The 16,351-nt window shown below is 43.0% G+C and carries 20 protein-coding genes and 1 pseudogene; 19 read left to right on the top strand and 2 right to left on the bottom strand.

The window, feature by feature from the left end:
* The 10 genes from ACFIKB_RS06295 (at position 1) to ACFIKB_RS06250 (ending at position 9,456) form a co-directional block, all read left to right on the top strand.
* On the top strand, positions 1-354 hold the full coding sequence (locus ACFIKB_RS06295) for a hypothetical protein (protein ID WP_375653059.1): 354 nt from the start codon (positions 1-3) through the stop codon (positions 352-354).
* A complete protein-coding gene (locus ACFIKB_RS06290; protein ID WP_375653057.1) occupies positions 351-902 on the top strand; it encodes a hypothetical protein in 552 nt (183 codons plus the stop codon). The genes ACFIKB_RS06295 and ACFIKB_RS06290 overlap by 4 nt, the downstream gene beginning before the upstream one ends.
* A complete protein-coding gene (locus ACFIKB_RS06285; RefSeq protein WP_375645065.1) occupies positions 883-1,572 on the top strand; it encodes a phage baseplate assembly protein V in 690 nt (229 codons plus the stop codon). Before ACFIKB_RS06290 ends, ACFIKB_RS06285 begins: the two co-directional genes overlap by 20 nt.
* Positions 1,569-1,910, top strand: coding sequence for a GPW/gp25 family protein (locus ACFIKB_RS06280; RefSeq protein ID WP_375645064.1), 342 nt, complete (start codon positions 1,569-1,571; stop codon positions 1,908-1,910). The genes ACFIKB_RS06285 and ACFIKB_RS06280 overlap by 4 nt, the downstream gene beginning before the upstream one ends.
* A complete protein-coding gene (locus ACFIKB_RS06275) occupies positions 1,907-2,734 on the top strand; it encodes a baseplate J/gp47 family protein (protein WP_375653056.1) in 828 nt (275 codons plus the stop codon). Before ACFIKB_RS06280 ends, ACFIKB_RS06275 begins: the two co-directional genes overlap by 4 nt.
* Complete coding sequence (locus ACFIKB_RS06270; RefSeq protein ID WP_375653055.1) at positions 2,734-3,840, top strand: phage tail protein; 1,107 nt, start codon at positions 2,734-2,736, stop codon at positions 3,838-3,840. Before ACFIKB_RS06275 ends, ACFIKB_RS06270 begins: the two co-directional genes overlap by 1 nt.
* Before the next feature lies 1 nt (position 3,841).
* Entirely contained in the window at positions 3,842-6,985 is a 3,144-nt protein-coding gene (locus tag ACFIKB_RS06265) for a DUF4815 domain-containing protein (protein ID WP_375653054.1), read from the top strand.
* A 13-nt stretch (positions 6,986-6,998) separates the two neighbouring features.
* Complete coding sequence (locus ACFIKB_RS06260) at positions 6,999-8,381, top strand: Bgr_08870 family protein (protein WP_375653052.1); 1,383 nt, start codon at positions 6,999-7,001, stop codon at positions 8,379-8,381.
* A gap of 477 nt (positions 8,382-8,858) precedes the next feature.
* Positions 8,859-9,137: a type II toxin-antitoxin system RelE/ParE family toxin gene (locus ACFIKB_RS06255; RefSeq protein ID WP_208439775.1), complete on the top strand. Its 279-nt coding sequence runs from the start codon at positions 8,859-8,861 to the stop codon at positions 9,135-9,137.
* A gap of 10 nt (positions 9,138-9,147) precedes the next feature.
* Positions 9,148-9,456 carry a HigA family addiction module antitoxin gene (locus ACFIKB_RS06250; protein WP_375653051.1) on the top strand — a complete coding sequence of 103 codons (309 nt, stop codon included), beginning with the start codon at positions 9,148-9,150 and terminating at the stop codon, positions 9,454-9,456.
* Positions 9,457-9,521: 65 nt separating this feature from the next.
* Here the strand turns inward: ACFIKB_RS06250 and ACFIKB_RS06245 are convergent, their stop codons facing one another.
* Positions 9,522-9,893: a type II toxin-antitoxin system HigA family antitoxin gene (locus ACFIKB_RS06245; RefSeq protein ID WP_375620553.1), complete on the bottom strand. Its 372-nt coding sequence runs from the start codon at positions 9,891-9,893 to the stop codon at positions 9,522-9,524.
* A gap of 118 nt (positions 9,894-10,011) precedes the next feature.
* Between ACFIKB_RS06245 and ACFIKB_RS06240 the strand changes: the two genes are divergently transcribed.
* Positions 10,012-10,287: a type II toxin-antitoxin system RelE/ParE family toxin gene (locus tag ACFIKB_RS06240; RefSeq protein WP_208431509.1), complete on the top strand. Its 276-nt coding sequence runs from the start codon at positions 10,012-10,014 to the stop codon at positions 10,285-10,287.
* A 33-nt stretch (positions 10,288-10,320) separates the two neighbouring features.
* Positions 10,321-10,650, top strand: a complete 330-nt coding sequence (locus ACFIKB_RS06235; RefSeq protein WP_375653050.1) for a HigA family addiction module antitoxin — start codon at positions 10,321-10,323, stop codon at positions 10,648-10,650.
* A 59-nt stretch (positions 10,651-10,709) separates the two neighbouring features.
* Here the strand turns inward: ACFIKB_RS06235 and ACFIKB_RS06230 are convergent, their stop codons facing one another.
* Entirely contained in the window at positions 10,710-11,192 is a 483-nt protein-coding gene (locus tag ACFIKB_RS06230; RefSeq protein WP_375653048.1) for a Rha family transcriptional regulator, read from the bottom strand.
* Between the two features lie 357 nt (positions 11,193-11,549).
* On the opposite strand from ACFIKB_RS06230, the gene ACFIKB_RS06225 reads away from it, so the two are divergent.
* The 7 genes and pseudogenes from ACFIKB_RS06225 to ACFIKB_RS06195 all read left to right on the top strand — a co-directional run.
* On the top strand, positions 11,550-12,761 hold the full coding sequence (locus tag ACFIKB_RS06225; protein WP_375653047.1) for a phage tail sheath subtilisin-like domain-containing protein: 1,212 nt from the start codon (positions 11,550-11,552) through the stop codon (positions 12,759-12,761).
* On the top strand, positions 12,761-13,267 hold the full coding sequence (locus ACFIKB_RS06220) for a phage major tail tube protein (RefSeq protein WP_375653046.1): 507 nt from the start codon (positions 12,761-12,763) through the stop codon (positions 13,265-13,267). The genes ACFIKB_RS06225 and ACFIKB_RS06220 overlap by 1 nt, the downstream gene beginning before the upstream one ends.
* A gap of 2 nt (positions 13,268-13,269) precedes the next feature.
* Positions 13,270-13,557, top strand: coding sequence for a phage tail assembly protein (locus ACFIKB_RS06215; RefSeq protein ID WP_375653044.1), 288 nt, complete (start codon positions 13,270-13,272; stop codon positions 13,555-13,557).
* 38 nt (positions 13,558-13,595) lie between these two features.
* Positions 13,596-13,667 (top strand): GpE family phage tail protein, encoded by a 72-nt coding sequence (locus ACFIKB_RS06210; RefSeq protein WP_081485993.1) that lies wholly within the window; start codon positions 13,596-13,598, stop codon positions 13,665-13,667.
* Positions 13,664-15,796 carry a phage tail tape measure protein gene (locus ACFIKB_RS06205; protein WP_375653043.1) on the top strand — a complete coding sequence of 711 codons (2,133 nt, stop codon included), beginning with the start codon at positions 13,664-13,666 and terminating at the stop codon, positions 15,794-15,796. The genes ACFIKB_RS06210 and ACFIKB_RS06205 overlap by 4 nt, the downstream gene beginning before the upstream one ends.
* A gap of 5 nt (positions 15,797-15,801) precedes the next feature.
* Positions 15,802-16,182, top strand: a pseudogene (locus tag ACFIKB_RS06200) (phage tail protein).
* On the top strand, positions 16,179-16,351 hold a 173-nt coding region (locus ACFIKB_RS06195; RefSeq protein ID WP_375653102.1), incomplete at its 3' end, for a tail protein X. The pseudogene ACFIKB_RS06200 and the gene ACFIKB_RS06195, both read left to right, overlap by 4 nt.

The raw sequence follows: 16,351 nt of genomic DNA, 5'->3' as shown, positions 1-16,351 counted from the left end.
ATGCGATGGCACGGGCTGCTAAACCAAATGGTTAAAGATGTGCGCAACACTTTTGGGCAGCCCATCATCTACACGCGAAAGGACAACCAGCAATCTTTTCGTATCACAGCGATTTACACCATTAAGCATTCAGAATCGGACGCCGGTGGCAGAATCCCTACCACAATTGCAAGAAAGGAACTTGATCTTTGCATCAATGATATCGGAGGCTTACCACCAAACCCTCAAGATAATGTTGTAATCATTTCCCCTGAAAACAACAACGCCCCCTCTCAAGAGCACTTCGTGATCACAGATGTCCAAGCCTCAGAATCCGGTATGTATAAGCTTATCTTGCGGGAGATAAAACAATGAAACATCCACGCGAAACGATAAGAGAAACATTTGTTACGTTGATCAAAGCAGCAAAGACGGCAGCTGGTGACAATGTTTTCAATATGCGTGATTTCAACTTCTCCCCTGAGAACACGCCTGCAATTAATATCTCAACACAAAGTGAAACGATTGAAGATGGCTATGATTATGGAATAAGGCGGCGTGTTTTAACGCTAGATGTTGAATGTTATGCGACATGTGAAGATGGAGCACGTTTTGTAGACCAACTAGCATGGGAAGTTGAGGAGGTTTTCTACGCTAATCCCAATCTCAACAACACAGTTGAGACATGCCGCCTACAAAATATTGCTTTTGCCTTTGGCGATAATGGCGCCCTAGCGCTCCATGGTGCAATTTTAACCTTTGAAGTCATTTATGTGACAAATATCCCCAACATGGATGAAGAAGAAGGCAGTGTAACAGCAAGACTCGTTGAACCTTTCTTAAGCTTTGAACCAGAAACAGGCGTGAGAAATAAAGATAAATACCATAAAATTGAAGGTGGACATGTTAGAGCGGCGCGATAAAGAAATCACCGATCTAAAAAGACGTGTGGCCAATATGGTTGTGGTGGGGAAGATTAGCCATGTCGACCATAAAAACGCACGCTATCGGGTAAAAAGTGGCAATCTCATCAGTGACTGGATTCCAGACACACAAGCCCGCGCCGGTAAAACACGCTCCTATGAAGGGCGCGATGTTGGAGAGCAAGTAGTTGTTATCTCGTCATCAGGGGATTTATCACAAGGGGTGATTGTTGGTTCACTTCACACCGATGCTAATCAAGCAGCCGATAAAGGCAGCATTCACCGAACGATATACCCTGATGGAACCCGCCTTGAATATGATGATGAACAAAACACTTATGGAATTCATATCAAATCAGGGGGGAAATTTATCCTGACGATTGCTGATGGTGTGTCACTAAAAGGTGATGGTGGCAAGCTAGAGCTTACCGCACCGGAAGGCATAAAGATTGTTTCAGAAAGCGATATAAATTTAAACGCAAAGGGCGGCATCTCTTTGAAGGCAGGTGGTGGCGTTTCTCTGAATTCGAATGATAGTATCTCTCTTCATTCTGGAAATAATGTTTCCATTCATTCAAGTGGACTAAAGCATAACGACACCAATGTAGGAGCAACACATGTTCATGGTGGTGTTTCCCCTGGTGGTTCTATGACAGGAGGTCCCAATTGAACAGTGGAATGGACCGTACAACGGGAAAGTCATTGACCGGCATTGATCATTTACGCCAATCAATCCTTGATATTTTGTCAACGCGGATTGGTTCGCGTGTAATGCGGCGTGATTATGGTTCACATGTTGCAGAACTCATTGATGCTCCAGTGAATAATGCTTTTGCTGTTGCTCTTTATGCTGCTGTTGCTGAGGCTTTAGACAAGTGGGAACCGCGTTTTAAATTGAAAAAAATTGATTTTAAATGGAGTGAGGCTGGACAAGTTTCTTTGTCCTTTGAAGGCATTTATTTGCCATCCGGCAAGCCCATTACCATGGAAGGATTATTGATAAAATGAATGGAGTACTTGCAAAACCGGAAATCATCACAGAACTTTCTTTTGAGGAAATACGCGCTGCTGCTCTTGCCCATTTAAAAGAGCTTTTGCCTGAATATACCATTCTTGAAAGTGATCCGGCTGTAAAAGTCATTGAGGCTTTTAGCTATCGAGAATTGCTTTTAAGACAGCGTATTAACGAAGCGGCACGCAACAACATTCTTGATTTTGCAACCGGTGAATCTCTTGATGCTTTGGGAAACTGGCATGGTCTTGCCCGCATGGAGGGTGAAAGTGACGAGAGATATCGTGAACGCATAGAGCTTCATGCCCGTGGTGGCAATGGTAGCGGGACAGAGCCCTATTACAAACTTATAGCCTTAACAGCCGATAGTCGTGTTAAGGATGCGATTGTTTACCGTAAAGGCAAAGACCCAACCATCTATGTTGCTCTTTTTGGCAACAATGAAGAAGGAACGGCATCTGAAGATCTCATACAAACAGTCTCAGAAGCTCTTCACAGAAAAAATATCATCATGACCAATGATACAATCATTGTTCACGCTGCTGTCAAAAAAGTGCTGGATTTAGAGGCAGATGTTTGGCTGTTACCAGAAACATCTTTGAAAATTCTTACAACAATGGAAACAAATTTAAGAGCAGCATGGAGACAAGAACAAGCCATTGGTCGTGAATTAAGTTTGTCGTGGTGGATTTCAAAACTAATGATTGCTGGTGTCCAAAAAGTCATTGCCATTACACCAACACAAGACAGTATGGTTTGTGATGAAGAAATTTTATCGATTGGAAAAATCACCTTAAACTTCAAAGGGCGTGCGCGCTAATGGTTGGCTCCCTCCTCCCCACAAACGCGACAGAATTTGAAAAGCGCCTTGCCGATGCTTGCGATTTTCATCAAGATATTGATGGTTCTGTTTTGGGGATTTCACGTTCTAAACTGATCACACGCCCTCCCCGTTTCTTGCCGTGGTTGATTGAAGAATACGGGCTTGGAGAGCTTACGCCTTATGTTCCAAATCTCTATGATCTGATTGATCAAGGGATTCAATGGCAGCGCTTGCGCGGCTCCCTTGCTGCAATAGAGGTGGGGCTTGAATGGCTAGGGATTTCGGCACGCTTTACGCCCGCATGGACGGGACGGGCATGGTGGAACTCCTTTCAACTTGATTTTGATCAGTTGCCTGAACGGAAAAGCCTTGAATCCATTGAAGCAATTACCGACCTTTCCAAAAGTTTGCGCTCTGATTTTCGTCGAGGGACCTATGGTTATGATGTTCAAGCCATGGAAGGCAATATGTCACGCCTTGATGACAGCATGTTGGAGTATGAAAGTGGTGTTAGCTTAACAGCTGGGGGCACTTTGTTTTCCTTTGGGCGCACAACAGAGATAGAGCACGTTCTCTTAAGAGAAGAAGGCAGGCTTATTGGTAATTGGATAGATGATGGGGATGAAGAGTTAAGCTGGGACCAAATCGATTACCCATGGGACATGGCAAATTTTCCGTGGTGTTCGGTCAAAAAACATGAACGCGATATGCTGATGGCAGAGTGGTTTCATGGTCGCACGCTTTATCTCGTGTTAAGAGACAGCCAAGATGCCGTGATTGGGTATCAAAGATGCTATGCTGTAGCGCCTGTCGAACAGGCTTTGGATGGTGTGTACAGCCATTGTGGTAACAGATTTAACCCTTCTACAACAGGCACTCTGTTGTTTCTGGCAGCCCGCACAGACTTTCGCGATGTTGACGGCAAACAAGCAGCATTTGTTTCTGTTCTCGTTCATGCCACCCCCAAACAAGATATCCCCCTTGGCAAACTTTGGTTGGAGCCTGATGAACTCAATGGCGGTGTCGAGATACTCAAAACGCCAATTAATATTCCTTTGCGTGCCGATGTTCGCGAACAATTCAAGATTTTATTGAGGTTTTAATATGAAGCATGAAAGTGGTCTACCGTTTGCAATTGACAGATCTCGCGGCAAAGAGGAACAACAAAGCGTTGTCTTTTACGGCACGCGTCCGTTTATTCAAAGTGGTGAACTGAATGAAGTTCAAACCATTATAAGAGGACGGCATGACCGTTTGGGGCGCCTTGTGGCACAAGAAGGAGACCGCGTTGAACGGGCTGATGCTTTTGTCAACAAAAAGACAAAGACCGTCACGTTAACGGATGGCAAGATTTATATTGCCGGTGATATCTTTCCGGTCTCTGAAGCTGTACTCAACAATGTTGCCATGATTGGGCGCATTGAAATTGGTGTGAAGCTACAAAAAAAATGGATAACCCATGAGGATGATCCGGAGCTCTTGGGGCAAGTCCCTGGCACCTTGGCAGAAGGAGAAGTAGGCGCCGCACGCGAAACAGCACAGCTTGTTTGGGCACTGAAAGAGGATGCGCAAAGTGGCACTTTCTTTCCCGTTTATATTTTACAAGATGGTGTTCTGATTGATCAAAAATCCCCCTCATTGCTTGAACCCGCCATGCAAGCTATTGCGACGTACGACCGTGCCCATGGGCATTATATCGTGAGTGGCTGCCGTGTGAGCGCATTAGGACCAAACAACGGTTGCCAAGTGTTTAGTATTCAAGAAGGAGAAGCCAATATCAATGGCTTTAAACGCAAGCGCCTTGCTGCTTTGCGTCATGAAGAGCCAGAGGGTTTTTCGACAAGCGTTGTTCCAAGCGAAACGCATATTTTTGCGCCCCAAAAAGGGAAAACAAGTTTCACTTTTAAACCCTATTATTTTCCTATTGCTGATATTCAGTCTCTTTTGTTGACAAAAGAAAAAACCGTTAACGTCACCCGTGGTGCAGTTGCTTCGGGGCGTGATGGTGTTCCTGATAAAAGCATTACCGCGTTTATTAAAGTTGTTCAAGGAAGCAAGGAATTTAAAGAAGGCACAGATTTTAAAAAAACCGGAGACACCATTGATTGGGCACCCTTAGGAGACGAACCTTTACCGGGCAGCAGCTATAAGGTGACTTATCGTTATCGCGCAAAAATCACGGCTGATAAAGTAACAGCAAAGGAAATCACCGTCTCAGGTGGGGCGCAAGGTGGTGATATTATCGTCAGTTACACTTACAAATTGCCCCGCATTGACCGTATAGGACTGAACACAGGGGGCAATGTGGTTTACATCAAAGGTATCTCGGCAGATCACCCCATGGCACCCAGTGTCCCTGATGATGTGTTGTCCCTTGCAACGATCACCAACAATTGGCTTGAAACGCCGGTTGTGGTCAATGATGGAACGCGTGTTGCCCCCTATGATGAGATGTGGCGCTATTTTCAACGGGTGCTTTCGCTTGACCGTCTCATGCAGTTAGAGCGTATTAAAAGCAATGTGGACTCTAAAGAACCTGTCGCCAAAAAAGGCATGTTCGCTGACCCTTTTCTAGATGACTCTTACAGAGATGAAGGCTTTCAACAAACGGGGGCTGTAGGCAACGGCATTTTGCAGCTTGCTATTGACCCAACATTCTATACTGCTCCTTTAAAAGCGCCTGTCACGCTTGACTGGACAAATGAAGTGATCATTGCGCAAGAGTTGACAACGGCTTGCGAAAAAATCAACCCCTATCAAAATTTCGCACCCCTGCCTGGTACAGTAACCCTTGAACCCGCGACAGACTTTTGGCACGAACAGCGCACCGATTGGCTCTCCGGTATCACCAATCAGATCATCATGGGCAGGAACCGTGGCAGTAGTATCCGTAACACAGAAGTGCGTGATGATTTGGTGAGTGCGACCCAAGAGCAAATCAATTTTTTAAGACAAATTACCCTTTCCTTTAAAATTGAAGGTTTTGGCAAAGGCGAAAAACTAGAGAGCCTCACTTTTGATGGTGTGAATGTCTTGCCAACGAGCCGCCTTGTTGCCGATAGACAAGGCACCCTTGAGGGCACTTTCACGATTCCACAAAATATTACGGCTGGCACAAAAAATGTTGTGGCACGGGGAAAAGGTGGAACCATTGCTACGGGTCTTTTTACTGGACAAGGTGTGATTGATGTGAAAGTGATGCGGCGCACCACCACAGTAAAAATATGGACACAAGTAGACCCACAAGCACAAGTCTTTACACCCGATGAAACACGGCAAATCACCGGTATTGACTTTCATCTTTGCAAAATCGGTAATCAGAACCATGATTTGGTGATTGACTTGGTCACCACAGAAAACGGTTATCCGACCGCCGATATTCAAGCACAAAGCTTTTATTCCATGAAGGGCGCAAAGCTAGGTTGGGCAGAGGCACGCTATGATGTACCACTCCTTGTGATGGATGACCGCTTAACGGCTTTTGTTATTAAGACAGATGATAGTAATCATTCTGTCTCACTGGCAAAGCTTGGGGATTTTGATGCAGAACATCAGAGATATGTTTCAAGCCACCCTTATGTAACGGGACCACGCTTTTCTTCAGTTAACGCACAAAGCTGGACCGCCCATCAAGATGAGGCTTTAGCCTTTCGTGTGTTGGCAGCCCGCTACACACAAACAGAAAAAACCATTGATTTTGGCACTTTTGACCTTGTGGATTGCTCTGATTTGCAAATACGCGCAGCCATTGAATTGCCTTCAAGCGATTGTTCTGTCATCTTTGAAATTGAACGAAACAATGGCACGGTTTATCAACTCCTTCCCTTTCAATTGCTAAGCCTTACTGAATATATCAGTGAAAAGGTAAAGCTTCGCGCTATTCTCAAAGGCACCGAAAAGCTTTCACCCGTCTTGTTTGCTCCTGTTCAATTGATTGCAGGAAAGATCCATAAAACAGCCACTTATGTCACCCGTGCTTTCACCTTTGGGGAAAAGGCAAGGTTGACCAGCTATATCAAAACCTTTTTACCGGGCGGTGCAACCTTTTCACTGGAGATGCAGCTGGATGATGGGGCTTTCACCCCTTTGAAACTCGACGAAACAGAGCAGTTATCCGAGCCTCTTTGGACAGAGCGCAAATTTGTAAGCAGCGATAAAACAGCCAAACAAGCACGTTTGAAATTGACCCTTACCGGTGGACCGGCGGCACGGTCAATGGTGAGTGATTTTGGCGCCGGCATATTATGAGGGGAGAACAGAGATGGAAAAAACCAAAAAACTCGACATGGAATTGCCTAAAGAAGGTCGCTTTATCAGTTCTGAATTCCCAATCTTGCGGGAAAACTTGACGAAAATTGATCAAGCTCTTTTGGCTGTTGAGGAAAAGGTAGACGAAAAGGCACCTTTACAGCACACGCATAGCATAAGTGATGTTGCAGATCTTGAAGCAGCTCTCAAAGGCAAAATGGCAGCGGATAAAACTTTCTCATTTGCTGATTTAAGCGATATCGAAGGCGCAAAAGATGCCGCAAATAATTATGTTCTCTATAAATCAAGCAATAATAACTTCACCTTTGGCAGTGCTGTATCTTTGCTTGGCTCTCATCAACATAAGATTGAAGATATTGTGGGGCTCGATAAATTTAGAGTCAAGCTTAATGAAGATCTCACAAGCTATGGGCGCCTAGCAAGCCCAAATGAATGGCAAAGTTATAATAAATTTACCAGTAAAGTTACTATAAATGGTGGTTTAGAACTGTTGGGTAATTCGTCGTTTAATCTCACCCATAATGGTGAAGTGGTCACAAACTTAAGTGCGAGTGGTAGCTTGCTTAAAGGACCTTTAAAAGTCGATGGAGATCTTGTTTATACGAAAGCGCAAGTGGATGCAGCCATCTTGGCAGAGATAAAGAGTCTTAAAAAAGATTTGACCGATAAAATCACCAATTGGCCGGCTCTTGCCGATGCTGAATTGCTCTATACGCAGGATGGAAAAATTGAGTGGCCAGATTGGGTAACCGATAAAACCAAAGTTGAGATCCAAGCATGGGGCGGTGGCGGTAGTGGTGGTAGAGCGTTTGGGATAGGATTAGGAGGTGGTGGTGGAGGTGGTGGTTGTTCCGTCTGGTATGGCTATAAAGTCAGTTTAAACGGTCACGAGGATATCACAATTGGTAAAGGAGGGGCTTCTATTGCAAAGAATTTTGTAAGCGGTAAGCCTGGAGAAACAACAACCATTGGCAAAAATTTTATTACCGCTACCGGAGGAAAGGGTGGTGGGGGAGCTGACGCCCGTATCTCTCACTCGATTACTGGTAGTACGACTCACTACTATTCAGGCTCTGGTGGTGCTGAAGGCGTGGGAGGAAATTTCGGTTTAGCAACAGACGAACATCCAGGACTTGCTAAAGGTGGAAATGGTTGTGCTGGAACGAGTGGAAACAATGGAAAAACAAGCGGTAATGGCGGTGATGCTGGGGGTGATACATCAAGGGGGGGCTCTGGAGGAACGGGACAAGGCTCATATAGTTCAGGAAAAGCAGGGCGTGGCTTTGGGGGTGGTGGAGCAGGTTCTCATGGGACTGATTGTTCAAGTGGTGCTGGTGCTGATGGTGCCGTTCTTATAAGATTATGGAAAGAATAAATGGATGCACAAGTAACCAAGATATGACAGAAGTCAAATGGATAGCTGTTCTATAAGCAGGCTTATATGTTTTTAAGTCCTTTTATCGCTCTTTCAAAGCCCTTTTAAAGGGCTTTTTGACTGACAGTGTCAGTCTTATGAGAGAGTGTAGATGATTGTTATGGTCTCTTCATTGATTTGGAGAGCAAAATGACAATAGAATTTAAACTTCGTATTCACTTTATTAAGAACGGCAAGGGATCTGAGTTTTTAGCAATATTTGATCAGACAGCCGTCGGTATGGTCGTAAAATCATTGATATTAACGTGCAAATTTATCCCCTCCATGCACCTATTCTTCTCTTTACGCATGAGTGGAGAAAAGAGAAACAGTCTAGACGATAAGGCTTTCTAATGGGATGTTACTGTTTTTTCCATTTTAGCACTTACAATGTAAGCTATTTGTTGACGTTAACAGTATTCTACGCTATATAAAAGAATGATTAAAACGTTTAAAAGCAAAACATTGGCAGAATTATTCAAAACGGGAAATTCATCCAAGATTGATAAGAAACTTATAAAACGTATCATGGTTCGTCTTGATCGTTTAGATTTTTCTGAAAGACCAGAAGATATGAATCTTCCAGGATTCAACTTTCATTCTTTGATTGGATATTCACCCACTCGTTACACTGTCCACGTTAACGGACCATGGTGTATTACCTTTGAATTTGACTCATGTAATGCTTACCGTGTTGATCTTGAACAATATCACTAAGGATACAGTTATGAATGACATTCCTGCACAAAGAGATAAAAACCGTTGTCCTACTCATCCAGGAGAAGTTTTAGCAGAAATTATTCCTGAAACAGGCAAAACAAAATCAGAAATTGCGCAGATGCTTGGTATATCACGCCAACATCTCTACGATATTCTGAACGCAAAAAAGCCTGTTTCTCCTGCTGTTTCCGCTTGTCTTGGCAAAATGTTTGGTGATGGAGCTGCTATATGGTTACGTATGCAAGCCAATTATGATGCGTGGCATGCTGAACGCGAAACAAATGTTAGCAAAGTTCCAACACTTCACACTGTTTAATCTCTTCCTCACTCTGAAGGGATAATGTTTTATGAAATACTAGATAAATAATGACATCCCCTGCTTTAAACATGTTGATCACTATTCAAAATGTCATCTAAACCACGATCTAAATCGTCTAATATATTTTGCGGTGCATCTGCATAAACAAAAGATTGTACACGAGAACGCGCTTTTATTAATTCATGATATAAATCAACAGGAAGCAGATCTTTAGCACTTAAGTTCATTTGTTCCATTCTAAATTTAATAGCCTCAATAGGATGAGGAGAAGAAATAGGATAATGTTCTGTTTCATAAGCTTCAATTAACAAAACAAGAGTTTTCATTCTATCAAATTCTGGAGTATTAACTTCTGGCTGCTTATCAAACATTGCAGACACAACTTCTAAAGCTTCTTGGTAATCTCTCTCTGTACAAATTGGTTTGATATTCATTTCTTAAATTCTTTTAGTTCTACAGTATTCCATTAACAATATTTAACTGTAACATTTTTGTTGACAATTGTCACTTAATATATTACATCTTATTTAAAATAAAGTTGTTGAGTTTGCTATGATCAAAACATTTAAAAATAAAGACCTACAATCTCTCTGGGAAACAGGAAAAAGTAAGATTGATAGCAGGCTTCATCAGCGTATTATTCGCCGTCTGGATACTCTTGACGCAGCTTCTCAAGTTAGTGATATCAATGTACCAGGTTATAACTTTCATATGCTTAAAAGCTTTACTCCGACTCGCTACACAGTCCATATCAATGGTCCTTGGTGTATCACTTTTGAATTTAAAGACGGGCACGTTTACCACGTTGATCTAGAGCAATACCATTGAAGATTTTAAGATTAATTGTAAAGGAAACTATCCATGACTACACGCAATCCTAATCGTTGTCCTACTCATCCAGGAGAAATTTTAGCCGAATCTTTGGAGCATTTAGATACAAGCAAAACTGAAATTGCTCGGATTCTTCAAATATCACGTCAACATCTACATGGCATCCTTAAAGGAGAACGCCCTGTCACGGCTGTAACAGCGGCTCGCATTGGCAAATTATTAGGCAATGGACCAGCCCTTTGGCTACAGCTTCAAGCCAATTATGATACATGGCATGCATTGCGGGATATAGATGTCTCTTCTATTCCAACACTAAAAGTTAGTAAAAAAGCAGATGTGCAAATGGAGCATAGCCGTTAAGAAAGAAATCGCATACCTCCCCGCCTAAAAGACGAGGAGATAAAATCATGTTTTTAAAGTTAAGCAGCTTTTACAACAGGGCTTGCTAAAACTCGTTTGGCTTCTTTTGTAACTGATTTATAATGATCAAGCTCTTTTTCGATTTCATCTATTTTCAAAAGACGACCAAAGATGATACCCATGATTTTAGGATAATTTGTCAAAACATATTGGCGAAGATAGTTAAAATCATCAAAGTCATGTCCTAGCTGTAAAGCTGATTGCCCCTCAAGCTCTATCCAACGGTCAATGATCTTAGAACGCAATACTGTACTGTATCCGGAAACTAAGATAAGACACTCGCGTTTAGGGAGGTTATAGCAGACTAATTTACGTCCTGTAGAATCCTTATAATTTCCCTGAAATTTACTCACCTCAATTTTGAGGTCAGTACATATTTGCCGAATATCTCTTACAATATTGTCATGCCTTTTATCGCACAACTTTGCAATTTCACGGCTAGACATTGTTAATGTAGTTTGAGTGTTTACTAAATTGTTCATGATGAACTCCTTGTTGACTAATGTTTTTGATTGACACTCAATGAAGAATGCCGGGTGCTCAAAAACACGGCAACAAGCCCGTCGTTATGCTTTCCCCTCGAAAGGGTATTTTATGGCATAACCACACCCGACCCCACTATTATATGCGCGTAGCATATAATGAGTCAAAGTCTTTAATGCACAGAAGACTGATTATTTCGGTAACCAATCCGCTTGTTGTTTTAAGATGTTTTTGAAGCACCTTTGTATGAATCTAACGGTTTTAAAGTTTTTGTCAAGTCGTTCTCAAGAGCGGCTTTTTACCTCTCATTTTTCCCATTCATTTTAATTCACCCCTCATTTAAAGGAGCATAAAGTATGGCAACAGGTTTTCTACACGGTGTTGAAGTTGTCGAGGTTGACGACGGCACCCGCCCTCTTCGCGCGGGACAATCGGCAGTTATCGGGATTGTTGGCACGGCGCCCGATGCAGATGAACAAGCATTTCCTCTTAATACACCCGTTTTGGTAACAGGCTCTCTTTCACAAGCAGCTAAACTGGATAAAACAGGCAAGCGTCAAGGCACCCTACCCAATGCCCTTGATCTTATTTTCAAGCAAGTGGGAGCTATTGTTGTTGTCGTGCGTGTGAACGAGGGTGACAATGAAAACGCAACACTCACCAATGTTCTAGGTGGTGTGAATGCAAATGGCGCTTATGAAGGCGTCCATGCTTTGATTGGAGCGGGGTCCATTGTGGGACAAACACCACGCATTCTCATCGCTCCAGGCTTTACACATCAACGCCCTTCCAGTGTGAATATTGAAGAGAATGGAACTGGTGCAACTGCCAACCCCGTCGCAGCAGAACTGATTGGCATTGCAGAACGTTTGCGCGCCATTGTGGTGCTTGATGCACCCAACACAACAGATGAAGCCGCTCTTAGCACAGCAAAGGATTTTGATTCAAAGCGCGTCATTCTTATTGACCCTTTTGTAAAGGTGAATCGTGATGGAAAAATTGTAGAACAGCCCTCAAGTGCAGCAGTTGCTGGTGTCATTGCCAAAACTGATTTTACACACGGTTTTTGGCATTCTCCTTCAAATAAAGTGATCAATGGCATTGTTGGTATTGCGCGTCCCATTGATTTTTCCATTGGTGATCGATCAAGCCGCGCTAACCTTCTTAACGAACAAAACATCACAACAATTATCCGCGAAAATGGTTATCGTCTTTGGGGTAATCGCACCCTTTCAAGCGATACAAAGTTTGCTTTCTTATCGGTGGTGAGAACCGCAGATATGATCAATGACGCCATTTTGCGCGGGCATCTATGGGCTGTCGACCGCAATATCAAAAAAACCTACATGAGTGACGTGAGTGAAAGCGTCAATGCCTATTTGCGTGATTTAAAAGCACAAGGCGCCATTCTTGGTGGGCGTTGTACGCCTGATCCAGAGTTGAATACAGCAAGCGCTATTGAAGGCGGCAGAGTCTATTTCAATGTCGAATTCACACCAACAACACCAGCAGAACACATCACATTCCGTTCACGCATTGTGAATGATTATTTAGAGGAGATTTTTTAATGGCTATACCCGTTTTACCAAGAGTTTTGAAATATTTTAACATTTTTGTCGACGGCATTCCCTATCAAGCAAAATGTGAAAGCGTAACATTACCGAATTTGAACTTGGTTGTTGAAAGTTATCGTGGCGGAGGCATGGACTCCTCCATTGAAGTTGACCTTGGTCTTGAAACTCTCACACTTAGCATGACCATTTCTGATTGCTCTCCAGAGTTGATGACACTGTTGGGGCGCACTGATGTCGACATTTCATTACGAAGTTCAATGCAAGCGCAAGGCACACCCGCAGAAGGTGTTGTCATTACCATGAGAGGACTATGCAAAGGCTTTGAAATGGCAGAATGGCAACCGGGGAGCAAAGCAACATCCACAGCAACATTCACATTACAGTATTTCAAATATGTCCAGAAGGACGTTGAAATTGTTGAGATAGACGCCCTCAACATGGTGAGGAGATTCAATGGCGTCAATCAATTAGCAGATCATAGAGAAAACTTAGGATTATAAAAATGACAGTACAAACAAGCATTACACATAAATTATTGATACCTGTTACTTTTGAGGGAAAAGAGCACACCACAATTACCTTACAGCGCCCCAAAACAAAAGATCTGCAAGCAATCGACAAAAAAGAAGGCATAGAGCAAACAATTGCTATGGTTGCACGCCTTTCTGGATGGGCACATGAAGCGGTTGGAGAACTCGATATTAATGACTTGTCGAGCATTGGAGAGATTTTGGAGTCTTTTATCAAGCGGCGGGATACCTCGACTGGGAAAACGCCGCTAAACTCATAGCCGATATTACCATTGTGTTCCATTGGTCCCTTTCAAAGATGATGGAAATGGAACCGCAAGAACTCATATTCTGGCGAAAACAAGCAGCAGAAAGGTATAAGACAAAATGAGTGAAAAAGTTGCTGATGCAAAGGTGAAACTGTCTCTTGAAGACAAACTCACCGCGCCTCTTAAACGTGTACAAAAAAAATTCGATACATTGTCTAAAACACTCTCACATAGTTTGGGTATTCCGCGCTTTTCTGCTGCTGTCAAAAACATGACAAAAAGCCTTCATGGCGTTCAAAGTGCTCTTGGAGTGGCGGCAAGCCGTGCTTCGGTCTTTACTGGTGCTTTAGGGCTTGCTGGTGGTGGTCTTGTGGCAAGTGTAACCGCCCTCACCATGAAAACCATGCATCTGGGAGATAGTCTTCATCACGCATCACGACATTTGGGGATGAGTGTTGCATCGCTTCAATTATGGGGCGATGCAGCCGATAATTCAGGCACTTCTGCCGAACTTTTTCAACAATCCTTAGCGGTTTTAAATAGGCGTTCAGCACAAGCCTATGCTGGACAAAAAAGAGGCTTGATGGGCTTTGAAGCACTTGGCATTTCTGTCAAAAACACTTCTGGAAAACTCAAATCCACTTCTGTCTTGTTAGAAGAAATTACCGACAAGATGAGTAAGATGAAAAATCAAGCACAAAGACAGCATATTGCCGCTCTGCTGTTTGGGGGCGATGGTAAAGAAATGGCGACCATGCTTGCACAAGGCATGGCACCCATTAAAGAACTGTTTGCAAAGGCGCGAAAAGGAAAATGGCTCATAGGTGCCGATGTTGCACGCTATGCAGCAGATTTGAGTGATAAGCTTGGTGCTTTTAAGAAAAAAATAGGCGGTATCGCGAGCTTTATTGGCGCCCGTTTCATGCCCGTGATTAATGATATGATTGACGGTTTTTCAAAGTTGATTGATGAAAACCGCGACCTCATTCAAACAACCGTTGCGAGCTGGGCAAAAACCTTAAAAAAAGTCCTTAATGATTTGCTTAATCCTACCTCCGATTTAAGAAAAGGCATCAGTGATCTCACAGAGAGAATTAAAGGCTGGTTCCAATGGCTAGAACCTCTGATTGGTGAAATAACCCTTTTCAAGGTAGGACTTGTGGCACTTGGTTCGTTCATTTTTGGTCCACTCATTGCCGCATTAGCAGCCGTAGGAACAGCGTTTGTTAGCCTTGGTATCACAATTATGACGACACCTATCGGTTGGTTAATGGGTGGCATTGCAGCGCTCTTCGTCCTCTATCAATATTGGGACAAACTCAATGGTTGGGTAGCAGCATCTTTAGCTGCAGTTGGAGCAGTTCTTACTGGGGCATTCATTTCGGCAATGGCACCGGCTGCTTCCGCAATTGCTGGTCTTGCTGTAACTCTTGTAGCTTCACTCATTCCAGCAATAACTGCCGTTAGTTCTGCTTTTATATCGCTTGGTATCGCAATCATGACCACTCCTATCGGCTGGATCGCTGGCGGCATAGCAGCCCTTGTTGGAGTTGGATATCTGCTCTACAAAAATTGGGATACGGTAGTAAGCTTCATAAGCAACTTGTGGAATTCTTTTGCGAGCTTATGTAGTAACGTTTTCAATAACCTCTTGACGCTCTTTAAAAACTTTTCACCGCTCTCTTGGATTTCAAAAAAAATCAATGCATTGATTGAGTGGCTGTTTAGCATCGATTTAATGGAAGCAGGATCCAATCTGATTAACGGGCTTTGGGAAGGTATCAAAAGCCAATGGAATGCTCTGTCTGATTGGTTTGGCGGCATGATAAGCAAATTAACCAGCTGGATGCCTAATTGGATGAAAAAAAAGCTAGGCTTTAATGTTTCAATCAACAAAACTTCAACCCAGACCATTAAAACCTTTACCAATGAAACCAATGCACGGGCAAAAAAAATGCTGGATACAGTAGTGGTTACAAACACCCCGCCTGAAAAACGCAAGAGTGGTTTTAATACAAGTGTCGTTGAAACAGGACAAATGCAGGCAACAAATAAAGTGGGTGCCTTTAAAGCTCCAAAGCCCATTACGGTTCATAAACCTGTTGAAGTAGATGCCCGTGTAACCATTACAAATCTAAATATTTCAGTACCAAATGGTCTCAAAGACGAAATCAGAGACGCTGTCAATCAAGCACTTGAACGCTATGCAAAACAGCAACGTTTAGCCATAGCCTCTAGCCTTTCGGATTAAATACCATGATGTTAGCTTTGGGTGGTTTTATTTTTTCGATTGAAACAGCAGCTTACCAAACACTTGATATGTCTTATGGTGTTCCATGGGTGGAGCAAGGGCGATTGGGGAGAAAGGCTGCTCTTCAATAGCCTGCTGTTGCAAATGCGGAATTTTCTTTAACTGGCGTGATTTATCCAGATTTCAAAGGTGGTCACAGACAGCTCGAATATTTACGGCAAATAGCGCATATGGGACCTCACATTCTTGTGACTGGTCAAGGCAAAATCTTAGGTAAGTTTGTCATTCTTTCTGTAGAGGAAAAGCAAAGCATTTTTCATCATAATGGCATCCCCAAAAAACAAGAATTTACAATAAAATTGAGAGAATATGGTGAAGACCTATGAGTGACCTTTATATGACCAAAGATGGCGATATGGTGGATGCCATTTGCTGGAAATACTATGCCAAAGGTCAACAAGCGCTTGCTGTTGAACGCGTCTATGCAGCGAATTTGGGGCTTGCAGACTATGGACCCATTTTAAAAGCAGGCATCACCATAGTTTTGCCGTCCCT

Source organism: Bartonella sp. MR110HLJHH, assembly GCF_042194225.1.
In the GTDB taxonomy this organism is placed as follows: Bacteria; Pseudomonadota; Alphaproteobacteria; order Rhizobiales; family Rhizobiaceae; genus Bartonella; species Bartonella grahamii.
The sequence above is the reverse complement of the archived record's forward strand: the minus strand, read 5'-3'. Positions and strand labels throughout refer to the sequence as shown.

Coding starts and splice junctions, on each gene's coding strand:
- ACFIKB_RS06215 (WP_375653044.1), top strand. CDS start 13,270: ATGACAGTACAAACAAGCATTACACATAAATTATTGATACCTGTTACT.
- ACFIKB_RS06205 (WP_375653043.1), top strand. CDS start 13,664: ATGAGTGAAAAAGTTGCTGATGCAAAGGTGAAACTGTCTCTTGAAGAC.
- ACFIKB_RS06275 (WP_375653056.1), top strand. CDS start 1,907: ATGAATGGAGTACTTGCAAAACCGGAAATCATCACAGAACTTTCTTTT.
- ACFIKB_RS06270 (WP_375653055.1), top strand. CDS start 2,734: ATGGTTGGCTCCCTCCTCCCCACAAACGCGACAGAATTTGAAAAGCGC.
- ACFIKB_RS06260 (WP_375653052.1), top strand. CDS start 6,999: ATGGAAAAAACCAAAAAACTCGACATGGAATTGCCTAAAGAAGGTCGC.
- ACFIKB_RS06240 (WP_208431509.1), top strand. CDS start 10,012: ATGATCAAAACATTTAAAAATAAAGACCTACAATCTCTCTGGGAAACA.
- ACFIKB_RS06290 (WP_375653057.1), top strand. CDS start 351: ATGAAACATCCACGCGAAACGATAAGAGAAACATTTGTTACGTTGATC.
- ACFIKB_RS06235 (WP_375653050.1), top strand. CDS start 10,321: ATGACTACACGCAATCCTAATCGTTGTCCTACTCATCCAGGAGAAATT.
- ACFIKB_RS06295 (WP_375653059.1), top strand. CDS start 1: ATGCGATGGCACGGGCTGCTAAACCAAATGGTTAAAGATGTGCGCAAC.
- ACFIKB_RS06265 (WP_375653054.1), top strand. CDS start 3,842: ATGAAGCATGAAAGTGGTCTACCGTTTGCAATTGACAGATCTCGCGGC.
- ACFIKB_RS06250 (WP_375653051.1), top strand. CDS start 9,148: ATGAATGACATTCCTGCACAAAGAGATAAAAACCGTTGTCCTACTCAT.
- ACFIKB_RS06255 (WP_208439775.1), top strand. CDS start 8,859: ATGATTAAAACGTTTAAAAGCAAAACATTGGCAGAATTATTCAAAACG.
- ACFIKB_RS06285 (WP_375645065.1), top strand. CDS start 883: ATGTTAGAGCGGCGCGATAAAGAAATCACCGATCTAAAAAGACGTGTG.
- ACFIKB_RS06220 (WP_375653046.1), top strand. CDS start 12,761: ATGGCTATACCCGTTTTACCAAGAGTTTTGAAATATTTTAACATTTTT.
- ACFIKB_RS06230 (WP_375653048.1), bottom strand. CDS start 11,192: ATGAACAATTTAGTAAACACTCAAACTACATTAACAATGTCTAGCCGT.
- ACFIKB_RS06225 (WP_375653047.1), top strand. CDS start 11,550: ATGGCAACAGGTTTTCTACACGGTGTTGAAGTTGTCGAGGTTGACGAC.
- ACFIKB_RS06245 (WP_375620553.1), bottom strand. CDS start 9,893: ATGAATATCAAACCAATTTGTACAGAGAGAGATTACCAAGAAGCTTTA.